We start from the raw sequence: 14206 nt of genomic DNA on the forward strand, positions 1-14206 counted from the left end.
CCGGTTCGCCGGCCGTGATCGTTTCGCGAAAGGCACAACAACAAGAAGCGTGCCCGGCGCCCGGCCGGGCATCGCGGTAGGGACAGGCTAGCGGTCCGACATCGCGTCGAACCGCCGGGGTGAACGAAGAATGGCGTCACTTAAAGACATGCGCGTCCGCATCGCCTCCACCAAGGCGACGCAAAAGATCACCAAGGCCATGCAGATGGTCGCGGCCTCGAAGCTGCGCCGCGCGCAGACCGCCGCGGAAGCTGCGCGTCCCTATGCCGACAAGATGAGCGCGGTGATCGCCAACATCGCCAGCGCTGCCGCGGGCTCGCCCGGCGCCCCCGCGCTGCTGGCCGGAACCGGCCGCGACCAGGTTCATTTGCTGCTGGTCTGCACCGGCGAGCGCGGCCTGTCGGGCGCCTTCAACTCGTCGATCGTGCGCCTCGCCCGCGAGCGCGCGCTGGCCCTGATGAACCAGGGCAAGGAAGTGAAATTCTTCTGCGTCGGCCGCAAGGGTTACGAGCAGCTCCGCCGCCAGTTCGACAAGCAGATCGTCGAGCATCTCGATCTGCGCAGCGTACGCCAGCTCGGCTTCGTCAATGCCGAGGACATCGCCAAGAAGGTGCTGGCGCGTTTCGAGGCCGGCGAGTTCGACGTCTGCACGCTGTTCTACTCGCGCTTCAAGTCGGTGATCGCGCAGATCCCGACCGCCCAGCAGATCATCCCGCTGGTGGTCGAGGAAGGCGCTCCCGCCAGCACGACGTCCTACGAATACGAGCCGGAAGAGGACGAGATTCTCACCCGTCTTCTGCCGCGCAACCTCGCGGTCCAGATCTTCCGCGCGCTGCTCGAGAACAACGCCTCGTTCTACGGCGCGCAGATGAGCGCGATGGACAACGCGACGCGCAACGCCGGTGAGATGATCCGCAAGCAGACGCTGGTCTACAACCGCACGCGTCAGGCGCAGATCACCAAGGAACTGATCGAAATCATCTCGGGCGCCGAGGCCGTCTGATCACGGCGCATCGACACCCATCACACGCAACATCGCGGTCAGGCTGATCGCGGCTTAGAAGTTCGGATCGAAGGAGACATTCAATGGCAGCCCAGGTCGGTCGCGTCACCCAGGTCATCGGCGCCGTCGTCGACGTGCAGTTCGAAGGCCACCTCCCGGCCATTCTCAACTCGCTCGAGACCAAGAACGGCGGCAACCGCCTGGTGCTCGAAGTCGCCCAGCATCTCGGTGAGTCCACCGTCCGTACCATCGCGATGGACACCACCGAAGGTCTGGTCCGCGGTCAGGAAGTCACCGACACCGGCGCTCCGATCCGCGTTCCCGTCGGCGAAGGCACGCTCGGCCGCATCATCAACGTCATCGGCGAGCCGATCGACGAGGCCGGTCCGGTCAAGACCGCAGGCCTGCGCGCGATCCACCAGGAAGCGCCGACCTACACCGACCAGTCCACCGAGGCTGAAATTCTCGTCACCGGCATCAAGGTCGTCGACCTGCTCGCCCCCTATGCCAAGGGCGGCAAGATCGGCCTGTTCGGCGGCGCTGGCGTCGGCAAGACCGTGCTGATTCAGGAGCTGATCAACAACGTCGCGAAGGCGCACGGTGGTTACTCCGTGTTCGCCGGCGTCGGCGAGCGCACCCGTGAAGGCAACGACCTCTATCACGAGTTCATCGAGTCCAAGGTCAACGCCGATCCGAAGAATCCGGATCCGAGCGTGAAGTCGAAATGCGCGCTGGTGTTCGGCCAGATGAACGAGCCCCCGGGCGCCCGCGCCCGCGTCGCGCTCACCGGTCTCACCATCGCGGAAGACTTCCGCGACCAGGGCCAGGACGTGTTGTTCTTCGTCGACAACATCTTCCGCTTCACCCAGGCCGGCTCGGAAGTGTCGGCGCTGCTCGGCCGTATTCCTTCGGCGGTGGGCTATCAACCGACGCTCGCGACCGACATGGGCGCGCTGCAGGAGCGCATCACCACCACGCAGAAGGGCTCGATCACCTCGGTGCAGGCCATCTACGTTCCGGCCGACGACTTGACCGACCCGGCGCCGGCGACCTCGTTCGCGCATCTGGACGCGACCACCACGCTGTCGCGCTCGATCGCTGAAAAGGGCATCTATCCGGCGGTGGACCCGCTCGACTCGACCTCGCGCATGCTCTCCCCGCTGGTCGTCGGCGAGGAGCACTACGCGGTCGCCCGTCAGGTCCAGCAGGTGCTGCAGCGCTACAAGGCGCTGCAGGACATCATCGCCATTCTCGGCATGGACGAGCTTTCGGAAGAGGACAAGCTGACCGTGGCCCGCGCCCGCAAGGTCGAGCGCTTCATGTCGCAGCCGTTCCACGTCGCCGAAATCTTCACCGGCTCGCCGGGCAAGTTCGTCGACCTCGCCGACACCATCAAGGGCTTCAAGGGCCTGGTGGAAGGCAAGTACGATCACCTGCCGGAAGCCGCCTTCTACATGGTCGGCACCATCGAAGAGGCGGTCGAGAAGGGCAAGAAGCTCGCCGCTGAAGCGGCTTAAGCTCTTCACTTCGTCATCGCCGGGCTTGACCCGGCGATCCATCTAAAGAGAATTTTGATGGATGGACCCGCGGGTCGAGCCCGCGGGTGACCAGCAAAGCAAGCGGAAACACCATGGCCACCTTCCACTTCGATCTCGTCTCTCCGGAAAAGCTCGCCTTCTCGGGTGAGGTCGACCAGGTCGACGTCCCCGGCTGGGAAGGCGATTTCGGCGTGCTCGCCGGGCATGCCCCCTTCGTGGCTGCGGTGCGGCCGGGCATCCTGACCATCATCACCGGTGGCCAGAAGCAGAAGGTCATCGTGACCGGCGGCCTTGCGGAAGTTTCCGACGATCGTCTCACCGTGCTTGCCGACGTCGCGACCTCGCTGGACGAGCTCGATCGGGCGCAGTTCGCCGACAAGATCGCGGAAATGCAGGAGAAGCTGTCCGAGCACGAAGGCTCCGAGCTCGATCTCGCGATTGCACGGCTCGACCATTACAAGAGCATCCAGCAGGAGCTCAACACGACCGCGATGCACTGACGCCGGCGTCGCGCTCGCGATCGCCGGCGTCGCACTCGCGATCGCCGCCGTCGCACTCGCGATCGCCGCCGTCGCACTTGCGATCGCCGCCGTCGCACTTGCGATCGCCCGGGCCGCACTCGCGGTCACGCCGACACTTCAGAATTCCGCAATAAAATCAGCGCTCGCCACAGACCGTGGCGGGCGCTGAAACTTTGTTGCACCGCGCCGGCGATAGCGGCATTCTGCCGCGGCGAAGAGGTTCCAGGGCAGGTCGCAGATGAAGCGCAAGATCGCGGCGATTTTCGCGGCCGATATTGCCGGCTACTCGAGGCTCGTTGCGGAAGACGAGGAAGAGACCCTGCGGCGCCTGGCCTCCTATCGCTCCGTCATCGACGATTTCATCGCAAAGGCGAACGGCCGCATCTTCAACACCGCAGGCGATGCCGTGCTCGCGGAATTCCCGAGCGCGGTCGACGCGGTGCGCTGCGCGATCGACATCCAGGAGTCCTTGCGAACCCGCAACATGGCCTATCCGCCGAGCCGGCAGATGTCGTTTCGCATCGGCATCACCATCGGCGACGTCGTCGAGCGCGACGGCGATCTGCTCGGCGACGGCGTCAACATCGCGGCCAGGCTCGAGGGGCTCGCGGAGGTCGGCGGCATCTGCATCTCGCGCGCCGTGCATGAGCAGGTCGCCAACAAGCTGTCGGTGCAGTTCGCCGATATCGGCGCACAGGAAGTGAAGAACATCCCGACGCCGGTGCACGCCTACATGGTCGCGATGCGGCGCGAGGACGGGACTTACGCAAGACCGCAGCTGAAGAAAACGATCAAGGCTGCGCCGGCGCCGAACTGGATGTGGCCGCTGGTGGTTGGCGTGGTCTCCGTTGTCGCCATCGGCGTCGGCGGCTTCCTCTATTTCACCAAGCTCGAGACGACCAGTCGGGTCACGTCCAGTCCCGCGACGTCCACTGCCGCGGCACCCGCGCCGGGTTCGCTCACTGCGCCGTCACCCAGCCCGACGCCCACGATGGCGGCGAAGGCGCCTTCGCCGGTGCCGACATCGACGCCGACCCAAGCGGCTGCCGCGACACCGACGCCGATGTCGTCACCGCCCGCTGCCTCCACCGGCAAGATCGCGGTGGACGCGGTGCCGTTCATCGGTGAGCGGCAGCGTTCATTTCTCAGCAACGAATATGCGGCGGCCGCGGATTTCAAGGCTTACGCCCTGAACATTGGCGGCTTCTTCGGCTCCGCTCTCAATAGGCCGACCGAGGAGGAGGCGCGCAACGCCGCGCTCGACCAATGCCAGAAGCGGGCGGACGCCGCCCAATCGCAGCGGCGCTGCGAGCTCTATGCCGTCGGCAACAAGGTGGTCTACGGCCATGGGGAGCCGCCGATGCCGCCGAAGCCCTGGTATCGGCACGACGCCATCACCGAGCGCGCGTTCGTGCCGAAAGATTTTCCGATGCTGCGTGATCAGTTCAAGACCCGGCTCGAAAACATCTACATGACGGCGGCGAAATCGCGCACGATAGCGCTCGGTCCCGCCGGACAATATTTCATGGGGCTTGGCGGAACGTCGATCGACGATTCAGCGCGGCGCGCGCTGGAATCCTGCGGCGCGATCGCGGGCTCGGCCTGCATGATCGTGGCGGTCGACGACGTGTTCGTCGTGCCGATCCCGACCCTGCTCAGGGTCACCGGCTTCTTTCACGCCGCGACCAATCCCTCGATCGTGGCCGATGCGCGCGACGAGGTCGTGCGCAAGCTCGGCGACGGCACGGGCTGGAATGCGGTCGCCGTCGGCACCGCCGGCCGCCCCGGTCTCGGCCTGAAAGCCGCCGACGAGCAGACCGCGGTCAACACCGCGCTCGCCGACTGCGCCAAGCACGACAGCGATTGCCACGTCATCGCGATCGGCCCGTTCGCGGTCGGGCCGATGAATTGATACAGCGAGGCTATTTGGCGAAGGGTGCGAACTGCTCGGCCACCGTCCGGTAGACCTCGCGGCGGAACGGCACCACGAGGTCGGCGACGCGGTCGAGCTGCTCCCACCGCCACGCGTCAAACTCCGCGGGCTGGTCATTGCGCGGCGTCAGCGGGTCGATCTCGTCGTCCCTGCCGGTGAAGCGCAGTGCGAACCACTTCTGGCGCTGGCCGCGAAACTTTGCCAGCCGGTGCGTCTGCGGTCCGTCATAGGGCGGGAATTCGTAACTGACCCAGTCGGTCTCGCCGAGATAGCAGGCGCTGACGACACTGGTCTCCTCCCACAGCTCGCGCATGGCCGCATCGCGCAGGTTCTCGCCCTCGTCGACACCGCCCTGCGGCATCTGCCAGTCGAGCCCGGGCAGGATGATCTCGGGGCCGTCGCCCTTGAAGCGGTGCCCGATCAGCACGCGGCCATCGGCGTTGAACAGCGCGATCCCGACGTTCGGGCGGTAGGGTTTTTCATCGTTCACTTGCAAATATCTCTCGTCGTCATTCCGGGGCGATGCGTAGCATCGAACCCGGAATCTCGAGGTCCCGGGTTCGATGCTGCGCATCGCCCCGGGACGACAATAAGGATCAACCATCCGCCAGCGCGGAAAATTCCTTCACCACGCGCTCATAGACCGGGCGCTTGAACGGGATGATCAGTGAGGGGAGGTTCTTCATCGGCTCCCAGCGCCAGCTGACGAATTCGGCCTTGTGGCCGCCGCCGCCGGGATTGGCGACATTGATCTCGCTGTCCTTGCCGGTGAAGCGCACTGCGAACCATTTTTGGCGTTGGCCGCGGTAGCGGCCCTTCCAGGCGCGCCCTGCGACCGTGCGCGGGATGTCATAGATCAGCCAGTCCGGCACCTCGCCGAGCCGCTCGATCGAGCGCACGCTGGTCTCTTCATAGAGCTCGCGCTTGGCGGCTTCCCAATTGTCCTCGCCAGGATCGACCCCGCCCTGCGGCATCTGCCAGACATGGTTGTCGTCGACATGCTCGATGCCGCCGGCTCTGCGACCGATGAACACCAGGCCTTCCTTGTTGAGCAGCATCACCCCGACGCAGGTTCGGTAGGGCAGATCCTCATAACGCGCCATTCCGCCAAACCTCTCGCGTGCTGCCGGCCGGGCCATCGGGAAGCCCTGCCGTACCAATTCTTTGATTTAGCTGGATTTTGATTTCAGCATCGCGGTTGTCAATGGCACCAATAGAATACCCCGGTCGTTCAATGTCTTGATCCAGGCCCCGATCCGCTCGATCGAGACCGGCAGGGCCGAGGCCGTGCCGATGGCGACGCCGCGCTCCCGCGCCGTCGATTCCAGCTTGTTGAGGGCGCGGTCGATCTCGGTCGGGGTCGGCACCGCGTCGAGCGCGATGTCGCCCCTGCCGAACGGCACCGCGAGGCTCCCGGCCGCCTGTAAGGCGATGCTGCGGGGCGAGGAGCCGTCATCGAAGAAGCCGAGGCCGCGCCTACTGGCCTCGCGAATGATCGGCTGCATCGCCGCGTCCGTCGCGATGAAGCGGGCGCCCATGAAATTGGTGAGGCCGGCATAGCCCTGCATCCGGCTGAGGTGCCAGTACAGGCGGTCGGTGTTCTGGTCTGGAGTCAGCGAGGTCAGCAGCGTCTGCGGGCCGGGATCGTTGTCGGGGAAGTCGTAGGGCTCCATCGGGATCTGAAGGAAGATCTCGTGGCGCTGGGCGCGGGCGCGCTCGGCGAGCTTGCCGGGATCGGACCCATAAGGCGTGAAGGCCAGCGTCACCGCGCCCGGCAGCTTCATGATGGCGTCGGTGGTCTTGGCGGCGCCGACGCCGAGGCCGCCGATCACGATCGCCACCACAGGCATTTTCGCGGCCTTAGCCCGGTCAGCCTCGGCGGCATAGACGTTGAACGGCTTGAGGTCGCCCGAGATGGCGGGGATCATGCCGTAGCGGGACTTCTCCAGCAGCTTTGGATCGCCCCCGTTCATGACGGGCGGGGCTGCGGAAGCCGCCTCGCCTTTGTCGGCAGCCTCGCCCGCGCCGATCACCACGTCATGGCGTGCGCCGGTGGAGCCGTCGATCATGGTGACGGTCTTCTGCTCGCTCGCCTGCTTCGGCGCCTCCTTGGTCTCCTGCTTGCCTTCCTGCTTGATCTCCTGGCCATGACCGGAGGCGACAGGCTTCTCGTCGGTGGCCTTGGGATCGCGGATCGCGATCCGCATCATCGGCTCGCCGCCGAGCGGGTCCTTGTTGAAGATGGCAAAGCCGGCAAAGGTGACCAGGAACAGGCCGAGCATGACGGCGATCAGTTGCATGGCGGTGAACGGCAGCCGCAGCCGCCGTTTCCGGCGCGGCTTGTCCTGTCCGAGCGGCGCGCTCAGATCATCGGCCGTTTCAGTCATGCGAGATCCCGAATCACTCGACCCGACGATACCACGTCGAGGTCAAGCGGCGGCAGGCCGGGATAGGCCGGGGAGACCAGGAGTTCCCAAGCAAAAAGGGCGGCTTCCTGAAGCCGCCCTTTCGTCAGATCGGATAGGTGTGCCTAGCTCGCCGCCCTGGTTGGCTGCCTTAGTTCGCTGCCTTAGTTCGCTGCCTTGGGCTTGTCCGCGGGCGCGGCCTTGTTGTCGCTGCCAGGCGTCGGCGCTGCGGAGGCGCTGTTCTTGATACCGTGGAGCAAATCGTCGGCCATCTTGAGCGCCTTGTCGTCCTTGGCGTCCGGCGGGACGTAGGATTGCGAACCGGTCTTCTCGTCGCCGTCGTTCTTGAGGTGACCGCGCAGCGAAGCTTCGCCCTTGGTATCGGTGCGCGCCTTCAGCTCATCAGGCACGTCCTGCAGCACTTCGATATCAGGCACGATGCCCTTGGCCTGGATCGACTTGCCCGACGGCGTGTAGTAGCGCGCCGTGGTGAGGCGCAGTGCGCCGTTGCCGCTTCCGAGCGGGATGATGGTCTGCACCGAGCCCTTGCCGAACGAGCGCGTGCCGACGATGGTCGCGCGCTTGTGGTCCTGCAGCGCGCCGGCGACGATCTCCGAAGCCGAGGCCGAACCTCCGTTGACGAGCACGATGACAGGCTTGCCCTTGGTGAGGTCACCCGCGTGCGCGGTGCGGCGCTGGGTCTCCTCGGCATTGCGGCCGCGGGTCGACACGATCTCGCCCTTCTCCAGGAACGAATCGGACACGGTGACGGCTTCCTCGAGCAGGCCGCCCGGATTGTTACGCAGGTCGATGATGTAGCCCTTCAGCTTGTCGCCGATCTGGCTCGAGAGGTTGGCGACCTCTTTCTTCAGGCCTTCGGTGGTCTGTTCGTTGAAGGTGGTGATGCGGATATAGGCGATGTCGTCGGCCTCGACGCGCGCGCGCACCGAGCGGACGCGGATGTTGTCGCGCACCAGGGTGACGTCGATCGGATTGTCCTGGCCCTTGCGGATGATCTTGAGCTTGATCTTGGTGTTGACGGGGCCGCGCATCTTCTCGACCGCCTGGTTCAGGGTCAGGCCCTGCACCGCTTCATCGTCGAGATTGGTGATGATGTCGTTGGCCATGACGCCGGCGCGCGAGGCCGGCGTGTCGTCGATCGGCGAGACCACCTTGATCAGGCCGTCTTCCATCGTGACCTCGATGCCGAGACCGCCGAACTCGCCGCGGGTCTGCACCTGCATGTCGCGGAAGCTCTTGGCATCCATGTAGCTCGAATGCGGATCGAGGCCCGAGAGCATGCCGCTGATCGCGGATTCGATCAGCTTGGTGTCGTCGGGCTTCTCGACATAGTCGGAGCGCACGCGCTCGAAGACGTCGCCGAACAGGTTGAGCTGGCGATAGGTGTCCGCTGTCGCGGCTCGCGCGCTGGAGCCCATGAACACCGCGCGCGGCTGGGTCACGAACAGCGTCAGCGCCGCACCGGTGGCCGCGCTGAGGAGGATAACTGAAGTCTTGCGCATCATCCGCGAACCTTCTCGCCTTCATTTGCGGCCCACCATGGGCCTGGATCGATTGGAGTGCCGTCTTTGCGGAACTCGACATACAGCACAGGTTGACTCGCGTTGGTGGCGAGAATGGAGGCGACTTGAGATGTCGACCCCATGGTCGCGACCGGCTCCCCCGTGAGCACAAACTGTCCGATGTTTACCGAAATGCGCTCCATCCCGGCGATTAGGACATGATACCCGCCCCCGGCATTGAGGATCAAGAGTTGTCCATAGCTGCGGAACGGGCCGGCATAGACCACCCAGCCGTCGCACGGCGTCGTGACCTGGGAGCCGGGCTTGGTGGCCAGCGAAATGCCCTTCTGGACCCCGCCGACCCCGTCGGAACCGCCAAAGTCCCTGATCTTGTTACCGTTAACCGGCAGCGGCAGGAGCCCCTTGGCCGAGGCAAACAGGATCGCCGGGCTGGTCCGGGAGCGGTCCTTGAAGATGGCCGGGCCCGGTTTGGCATTGGCCGCCGCGTTTGCAGCCGCAGCGTTGGCCTCTTTGGCCTCCTTGGCCTCGGCCTGCCTGGCGGCCTCGGCGGCCTTCTCGGCCGCCTTGGCGGCGCTTTGCAGGTCCTGCTCCATCTTGGCGATCAGCCCCTGGAGATCGCCGACCTGCTTTGACAGCGTGATGGCGCGCGAATTCTCGGCGTCGAGGTCCTTTTCCCGCGAGGCCTGCTGGCGCTGCCGCTCATCGACCAGGGCGGTGAGCCGGGTCTGGTCGCTGCGGATCCTGTCGCGGTCGGAGGCGAGCTGGTCGCGTTCGCTCGCGATGGTCTTGCGCAAGGCAACAAGCTCGCCGAGCTCGCTTGCGATCGTCTCGGCGCGGCCGCGCAATTCCGGCACGACGGCGCCGAGCAGCATCGCGGTGCGCAGCGATTGCAGCGCATCTTCGGGCCGCACCAGCAGCGCCGGCGGCGTACGCCGTCCGGCGCGCTGCAGGGCCGCCAGCACCTCGACGATGTCGGCGCGACGCGAATCGAGCGAAGCGCGCGCCTGCTGCTCGCGGCCGTTCAGCGTCTTCAGCCGCGCCTCGGCCTCGTCGATCTTGGTCTCGACGGTGCGGACATTGGCGGCGGTGTCGATCAATTGCTGATTGAGCTGGGTGCGGTCCTGGCCGAGGGAGGCGATCTCGGCCTTCAGCTTGGCCTGCGCCTCCTCCGCGCTCTTCTGCCGGGCGCGCGCGGCTTCCAGCTCCTGCTCGCGCTGCTTGATCGCGTCGGGTGAGATCGCCGCGGTCTGCGGCGCCGGTGCGATTGCCTGACCTTGCGCCTGAGCTTGCGCGAGGCTTTCTTCAGCGAAGAGGCTTGCGCCGGCGCAGCTCGCCATCAGCAGCAAATTGAGGATCGGCGCTCGCATCTGTTGCGCAAGGTGCTCGTTGTGGCGCGAATCACGCGCGATGATAGGGGTGGCCGGCCAGAATGGTGGCGGCCCGATACAGCTGCTCCAGAAGCATGACGCGGACCATTTGATGCGGCCAGGTCGCAGAGCCGAACGCGATCGTGAGCTTGGCCTTACGGCGCAATTCGGGCGAAAGTCCGTCCGCCCCTCCGATCGCGAAGATAGTATGACCGGCGCCCTCGTCGCGCCAGCGTCCGAGATTCCGTGCGAATACGGTGGAATCGAGGTTTTGGCCGCGCTCGTCCATCGCCACCAGAATCGATTTTTCGGGAATGTGCGCCGATATCGCCGCGGCTTCCTCGGCCATGCGCGTTGCGGTGTCGCGCGCGCGGCTCTCGGGGATTTCGTGGATGGTCAGCTCGCGGAATCCGAGCTTGCGGCCAACCTCGTCGAACCGCTCGAAATAGCGGTCGGCAAGCTCCCGTTCGGGGCCCTGCTTCAGCCGGCCCACCGCAATGACTGCAACACGCATGAGGCTTCAGAGTCGTGTTTTCATGACCGCGCGCATTCCGCGCGCGCACGACGCTAGCATGCGCGTCAGCCGATTCGAAATCGGCCAAGCCGGCCTACCGGGTCGAGCCTAGATCGCCTTCGCCGCCCCTGGGCCCTGCGTGTACAACCGCTCGAGGTTGTAGAACTCACGGACCTCGGGTCTGAACACGTGCACGATCACATCGCCGGAATCGATCAGCACCCAGTCGCAATTGGGCAAGCCCTCGACATGGATGTTCTTGATGCCGCTTTCCTTGAGGCTCTTCGTCACGTTCTCCGCGATCGCGCCAACGTGCCGGTTCACACGGCCCGTGGTGACGATCATGTAGTCGGAGTATGCCGATTTGCCGCGAAGGTCGATGGTGACCGTCTCTTCCGCCTTCATATCCTCGAGGCGGGAGAGGATCAGGCTCAGCGTCTTGTCGGCGTCGGGTTGCGCCTTCAAGGCCGCAGCTTGGGTCGATGTTTTACGCGTAGGCTTGGCAACCTTGGGTAAAACAGACTTGGACAATACAGACGTGGTCAGGGACCATTCCTTTCACTGTATCGCGAACGCGAATCCGGCGTCCACTGGCTACACTACATCATGTGGGGTTAAGGGTTTCAATATGCCAGAGAGCCCGTAAATCCCCACATTGCGTCTCACTTCGTACCTTTCCAGCTTCCGTCCGGGTTCCTCAAGCCCGTCGAGGAGAGATTGAGCTTCAATCCGGTCAGAAAGACCCAGGCCGGCGCCGGCCGATCCGCAAGCAAGGCGGCTTCATTCTCCGGCAGGCGATAGCGCGCGAGCGCCTGGGCAGCGGGGGAGGCGAGGGCGCGGAAACTCTGCGGCGGACGGTCGATCACTGCCATCGGGACCTGGGCGGCGATGCGCCGCCAGTCCTGCCAACGATGGAATTGAGCGAGGTTGTCGGCGCCCATAATCCAGACAAAGCGCAAGCCCGGGAAGCGGCGGCGCAAGGTGTTGATCGTGTCGATAGTATAGCGGGTGCGAATGACGGATTCGAGACAGCTCACCTCGATCCGCGGGTCATCAGCGACGTCGCGCGCCGCCTGCATGCGCTCGCCGAGCTCGTGCAGATTGCCGTTCTCCTTGAGCGGATTGCCTGGGGTCACCAGCCACCAGACGCGATCGAGTTGCAATCGCGTCAAGGCGAAGCGGCTGATCGCGCGATGCGCCTGATGCGGCGGATTGAACGAGCCGCCGAGCAGGCCGATGCGCATGCCCACGGTATGGGGCGGGACCGCTTGCGCCACGAAGCGCGGCACGACGAAATTTTGACTCAATGCCCCGCGCCTCGCGACATCGCTTACGGCCGCGTCTGTCCGGTGCCGTGAACGCGATATTTGAAGCTCGTCAATTGCTCGGCGCCAACAGGACCACGGGCGTGGAAGCGGCCGGTGGCGATGCCGATCTCGGCGCCAAAGCCGAACTCGCCGCCGTCGGCGAACTGCGTCGAGGCGTTGTGCAGCACAATCGCGGAATCGACTTCGCTGAGGAATTTTCTCGCCGCAGCCTCATCCGAACTCACGATCGCATCGGTGTGGTGCGAGCCGTGGTCCTGGATATGCGCGATCGCGCCGTCGACGCCGTCGACCACCTTTGCGGCGATGATCGCGTCGAGATATTCGGTGTCCCAATCGTCTTCGCTGGCAGGTTTTACGCGTGCGTCGGTTTTTTGCACGGCATCGTCACCGCGCACTTCGCAGCCGGCCTCGAGCAGCATCTCGACCAGCGGCTTCAGAGCCTTGCCAGCAGCTGCGCGATCGACCAGCAGCGTTTCAGCGGCGCCACAGACGCCGGTGCGGCGCATTTTTGCGTTGAGCACGATCTCCTTCGCCATGGCGAGGTCGGCGCTGGCATCGACATAGACGTGGTTGACGCCTTCGAGATGCGCGAACACGGGCACGCGCGCTTCCTGCTCGACGCGCGCGACTAGGCTCTTGCCGCCGCGTGGCACGATCACGTCGATCGAGCCGTTCAGTCCGGACAGCATCATGCCGACCGCTGCGCGGTCGCGCGTCGGCACCAGCGTGATCGCAGCTTCGGGCAGGCCGGCTTCGCGCAGGCCCTGGACGAGACATTCGTGGATCGCGCGACAGGAGCGAAAGCTATCCGAGCCACCGCGCAGGATCACGGCATTGCCTGATTTCAAACAGAGCACGCCGGCATCTGCCGCAACGTTGGGTCGGCTCTCGAAGATCACGCCGACGACGCCGAGCGGCACGCGCACGCGCTCGATGGTCATGCCGTTGGGTCGCTGCCAGCTCTCGGTGACGATGCCGACGGGATCGGCGATGCCGCGCACGATTGCGATGCCCTCGGCCATGCCGTCGACTCGCGCCGGCGTCAGCGTCAGGCGATCGATGAAGGCGGAGGTCGCATCGCCCGAGGCGCGGGCTTCCGCAACATCCTCGGCATTGGCGGCGAGGATCGCAGCTGCGTTGGCGCGGATCGCTCGTTCCATGGCCTCCAGCGCCCGGTTCTTCTGCTCCGGCGGCGCCAGCGCCAGCACGCGCGCGGCGACGCGGGCACGGCTAGCGAGATCGGACATCAGCGCCTGAAGATCGGCATTGCCGTCAACGGCTTTGAGGGGGGCGGCCATGGGAGTTCAACCTTCTGCTAAGGCGGTGTCCTAGCACGGAAATCCCGCTTTTGCGAAGGGTGGGGAGGTATGGCAGGGGCCCAGCTGGCGCCGCCACGTCGGCCAATGGCCTGGTCATGCGCAAGCTCGGACGGAGCCTTGCGAGGCGCCCAAATATCAATAAATATCACTATCTGATAACGGAGCCGTCCCATGGCGAGCAGCTACAGCATTGGCAAGCATTTCGAGGACCTGATCGACAATCTGGTCGAGAGCGGCCGCTACGCCACCGCGAGCGAGGTGATGCGCGAAGGCCTGCGCCTCGTCGAGGAGCGCGAGGAGCGGCGCAAGGTCAAGCTGGAAGTGCTGCGGGAGGAAATCCGGAAGGGGTTTGACAGCGGACCGATGGAAGAAGTCGGTGACATGTTCGAGCGGATCAAGTCAGAAGGTCGGAAACGTCTGGCGGCCAAGAATGGCAAAAAGACCGCTTAAGAGTCCGCAGACAGAAATCGACCTTACGGCGATCTGGGATTATATCGCCGCAGATAATCCGCGAGCGGCCGACGCGCTGCTTGATCGCATCGACGCAACATTCAATATGTTGGCAGGCACACCATTTGCCGGCCGCGATCGCAGCGAATTACGCGCCGAGCTGCGTAGTTTTCCGGTCGGCAACCATTTGATCTTCTACATACCCACAGCTGACGGTGTTGAAGTTGTCCGAGTGATGCACGGCCGGCAGGATATCGGCGCCGACGACATGCAATAGTTGGCGG

Annotated in this window: 15 protein-coding genes; 6 read left to right on the forward strand and 9 right to left on the reverse strand. The window is 65.0% G+C overall.

Going from position 1 to position 14206, the window contains the following annotated elements; all coding sequences use genetic code 11:
- The first annotated feature begins 130 nt into the window (after nucleotides 1-130).
- From XH80_RS17375 to XH80_RS17390, 4 genes are all read left to right on the forward strand, one after another.
- A complete protein-coding gene (locus XH80_RS17375; protein WP_271599614.1) occupies nucleotides 131-1003 on the forward strand; it encodes a F0F1 ATP synthase subunit gamma in 873 nt (290 codons plus the stop codon).
- A gap of 83 nt (nucleotides 1004-1086) precedes the next feature.
- Nucleotides 1087-2520: a F0F1 ATP synthase subunit beta gene (gene atpD / locus XH80_RS17380; protein ID WP_057740772.1), complete on the forward strand. Its 1434-nt coding sequence runs from the start codon at nucleotides 1087-1089 to the stop codon at nucleotides 2518-2520.
- A gap of 113 nt (nucleotides 2521-2633) precedes the next feature.
- Nucleotides 2634-3041: a F0F1 ATP synthase subunit epsilon gene (locus XH80_RS17385; RefSeq protein WP_271599615.1), complete on the forward strand. Its 408-nt coding sequence runs from the start codon at nucleotides 2634-2636 to the stop codon at nucleotides 3039-3041.
- A 259-nt stretch (nucleotides 3042-3300) separates the two neighbouring features.
- The gene (locus tag XH80_RS17390; protein ID WP_271599616.1) at nucleotides 3301-4974 is read left to right on the forward strand and encodes an adenylate/guanylate cyclase domain-containing protein; all 1674 of its coding nucleotides are present in this window, start codon (nucleotides 3301-3303) and stop codon (nucleotides 4972-4974) included.
- A gap of 10 nt (nucleotides 4975-4984) precedes the next feature.
- Here XH80_RS17390 and XH80_RS17395 read toward each other — a convergent pair whose 3' ends face one another.
- The 9 genes from XH80_RS17395 to XH80_RS17435 form a co-directional block, all read right to left on the reverse strand.
- Nucleotides 4985-5485 (reverse strand): RNA pyrophosphohydrolase, encoded by a 501-nt coding sequence (locus tag XH80_RS17395; RefSeq protein WP_271599617.1) that lies wholly within the window; start codon nucleotides 5483-5485, stop codon nucleotides 4985-4987.
- Nucleotides 5486-5591: 106 nt separating this feature from the next.
- Nucleotides 5592-6098 carry an RNA pyrophosphohydrolase gene (locus XH80_RS17400; RefSeq protein WP_057740778.1) on the reverse strand — a complete coding sequence of 169 codons (507 nt, stop codon included), beginning with the start codon at nucleotides 6096-6098 and terminating at the stop codon, nucleotides 5592-5594.
- 66 nt (nucleotides 6099-6164) lie between these two features.
- Entirely contained in the window at nucleotides 6165-7382 is a 1218-nt protein-coding gene (locus tag XH80_RS17405) for a divergent polysaccharide deacetylase family protein (RefSeq protein WP_271599618.1), read from the reverse strand.
- A 182-nt stretch (nucleotides 7383-7564) separates the two neighbouring features.
- Nucleotides 7565-8926: a S41 family peptidase gene (locus XH80_RS17410; RefSeq protein WP_057740782.1), complete on the reverse strand. Its 1362-nt coding sequence runs from the start codon at nucleotides 8924-8926 to the stop codon at nucleotides 7565-7567.
- Nucleotides 8923-10311 (reverse strand): murein hydrolase activator EnvC family protein, encoded by a 1389-nt coding sequence (locus tag XH80_RS17415; protein ID WP_271599619.1) that lies wholly within the window; start codon nucleotides 10309-10311, stop codon nucleotides 8923-8925. The genes XH80_RS17410 and XH80_RS17415 overlap by 4 nt, the downstream gene beginning before the upstream one ends.
- A gap of 31 nt (nucleotides 10312-10342) precedes the next feature.
- Nucleotides 10343-10825 (reverse strand): 23S rRNA (pseudouridine(1915)-N(3))-methyltransferase RlmH, encoded by a 483-nt coding sequence (rlmH, locus tag XH80_RS17420; protein ID WP_271599620.1) that lies wholly within the window; start codon nucleotides 10823-10825, stop codon nucleotides 10343-10345.
- Between the two features lie 108 nt (nucleotides 10826-10933).
- Nucleotides 10934-11290, reverse strand: a complete 357-nt coding sequence (gene rsfS / locus XH80_RS17425) for a ribosome silencing factor (protein ID WP_057740788.1) — start codon at nucleotides 11288-11290, stop codon at nucleotides 10934-10936.
- A 197-nt stretch (nucleotides 11291-11487) separates the two neighbouring features.
- Entirely contained in the window at nucleotides 11488-12132 is a 645-nt protein-coding gene (locus XH80_RS17430; RefSeq protein WP_271599621.1) for a nicotinate-nucleotide adenylyltransferase, read from the reverse strand.
- A gap of 23 nt (nucleotides 12133-12155) precedes the next feature.
- Complete coding sequence (locus tag XH80_RS17435) at nucleotides 12156-13451, reverse strand: glutamate-5-semialdehyde dehydrogenase (RefSeq protein ID WP_271599622.1); 1296 nt, start codon at nucleotides 13449-13451, stop codon at nucleotides 12156-12158.
- A gap of 192 nt (nucleotides 13452-13643) precedes the next feature.
- On the opposite strand from XH80_RS17435, the gene XH80_RS17440 reads away from it, so the two are divergent.
- The gene (locus XH80_RS17440) at nucleotides 13644-13922 is read left to right on the forward strand and encodes a type II toxin-antitoxin system ParD family antitoxin (RefSeq protein ID WP_271599623.1); all 279 of its coding nucleotides are present in this window, start codon (nucleotides 13644-13646) and stop codon (nucleotides 13920-13922) included.
- Complete coding sequence (locus XH80_RS17445; RefSeq protein WP_271599624.1) at nucleotides 13903-14199, forward strand: type II toxin-antitoxin system RelE/ParE family toxin; 297 nt, start codon at nucleotides 13903-13905, stop codon at nucleotides 14197-14199. Before XH80_RS17440 ends, XH80_RS17445 begins: the two co-directional genes overlap by 20 nt.
- Nucleotides 14200-14206 lie beyond the last annotated feature (7 nt).

The sequence above is a fragment of the Bradyrhizobium sp. CCBAU 45384 genome (assembly GCF_028128665.1).
GTDB classification, from domain to species: domain Bacteria; phylum Pseudomonadota; class Alphaproteobacteria; order Rhizobiales; family Xanthobacteraceae; genus Bradyrhizobium; species Bradyrhizobium manausense.

Bases quoted from the DNA above. Each gene is read 5' to 3' on its own strand.
- XH80_RS17375 (WP_271599614.1), top strand. From the start codon at position 131: ATGGCGTCACTTAAAGACATGCGCGTCCGCATCGCCTCCACCAAGGCG.
- atpD (WP_057740772.1), top strand. From the start codon at position 1,087: ATGGCAGCCCAGGTCGGTCGCGTCACCCAGGTCATCGGCGCCGTCGTC.
- XH80_RS17385 (WP_271599615.1), top strand. From the start codon at position 2,634: ATGGCCACCTTCCACTTCGATCTCGTCTCTCCGGAAAAGCTCGCCTTC.
- XH80_RS17390 (WP_271599616.1), top strand. From the start codon at position 3,301: ATGAAGCGCAAGATCGCGGCGATTTTCGCGGCCGATATTGCCGGCTAC.
- XH80_RS17400 (WP_057740778.1), bottom strand. From the start codon at position 6,098: ATGGCGCGTTATGAGGATCTGCCCTACCGAACCTGCGTCGGGGTGATG.
- XH80_RS17405 (WP_271599618.1), bottom strand. From the start codon at position 7,382: ATGACTGAAACGGCCGATGATCTGAGCGCGCCGCTCGGACAGGACAAG.
- XH80_RS17410 (WP_057740782.1), bottom strand. From the start codon at position 8,926: ATGATGCGCAAGACTTCAGTTATCCTCCTCAGCGCGGCCACCGGTGCG.
- XH80_RS17415 (WP_271599619.1), bottom strand. From the start codon at position 10,311: ATGCGAGCGCCGATCCTCAATTTGCTGCTGATGGCGAGCTGCGCCGGC.
- rlmH (WP_271599620.1), bottom strand. From the start codon at position 10,825: ATGCGTGTTGCAGTCATTGCGGTGGGCCGGCTGAAGCAGGGCCCCGAA.
- XH80_RS17435 (WP_271599622.1), bottom strand. From the start codon at position 13,451: ATGGCCGCCCCCCTCAAAGCCGTTGACGGCAATGCCGATCTTCAGGCG.
- XH80_RS17440 (WP_271599623.1), top strand. From the start codon at position 13,644: ATGGCGAGCAGCTACAGCATTGGCAAGCATTTCGAGGACCTGATCGAC.
- XH80_RS17445 (WP_271599624.1), top strand. From the start codon at position 13,903: ATGGCAAAAAGACCGCTTAAGAGTCCGCAGACAGAAATCGACCTTACG.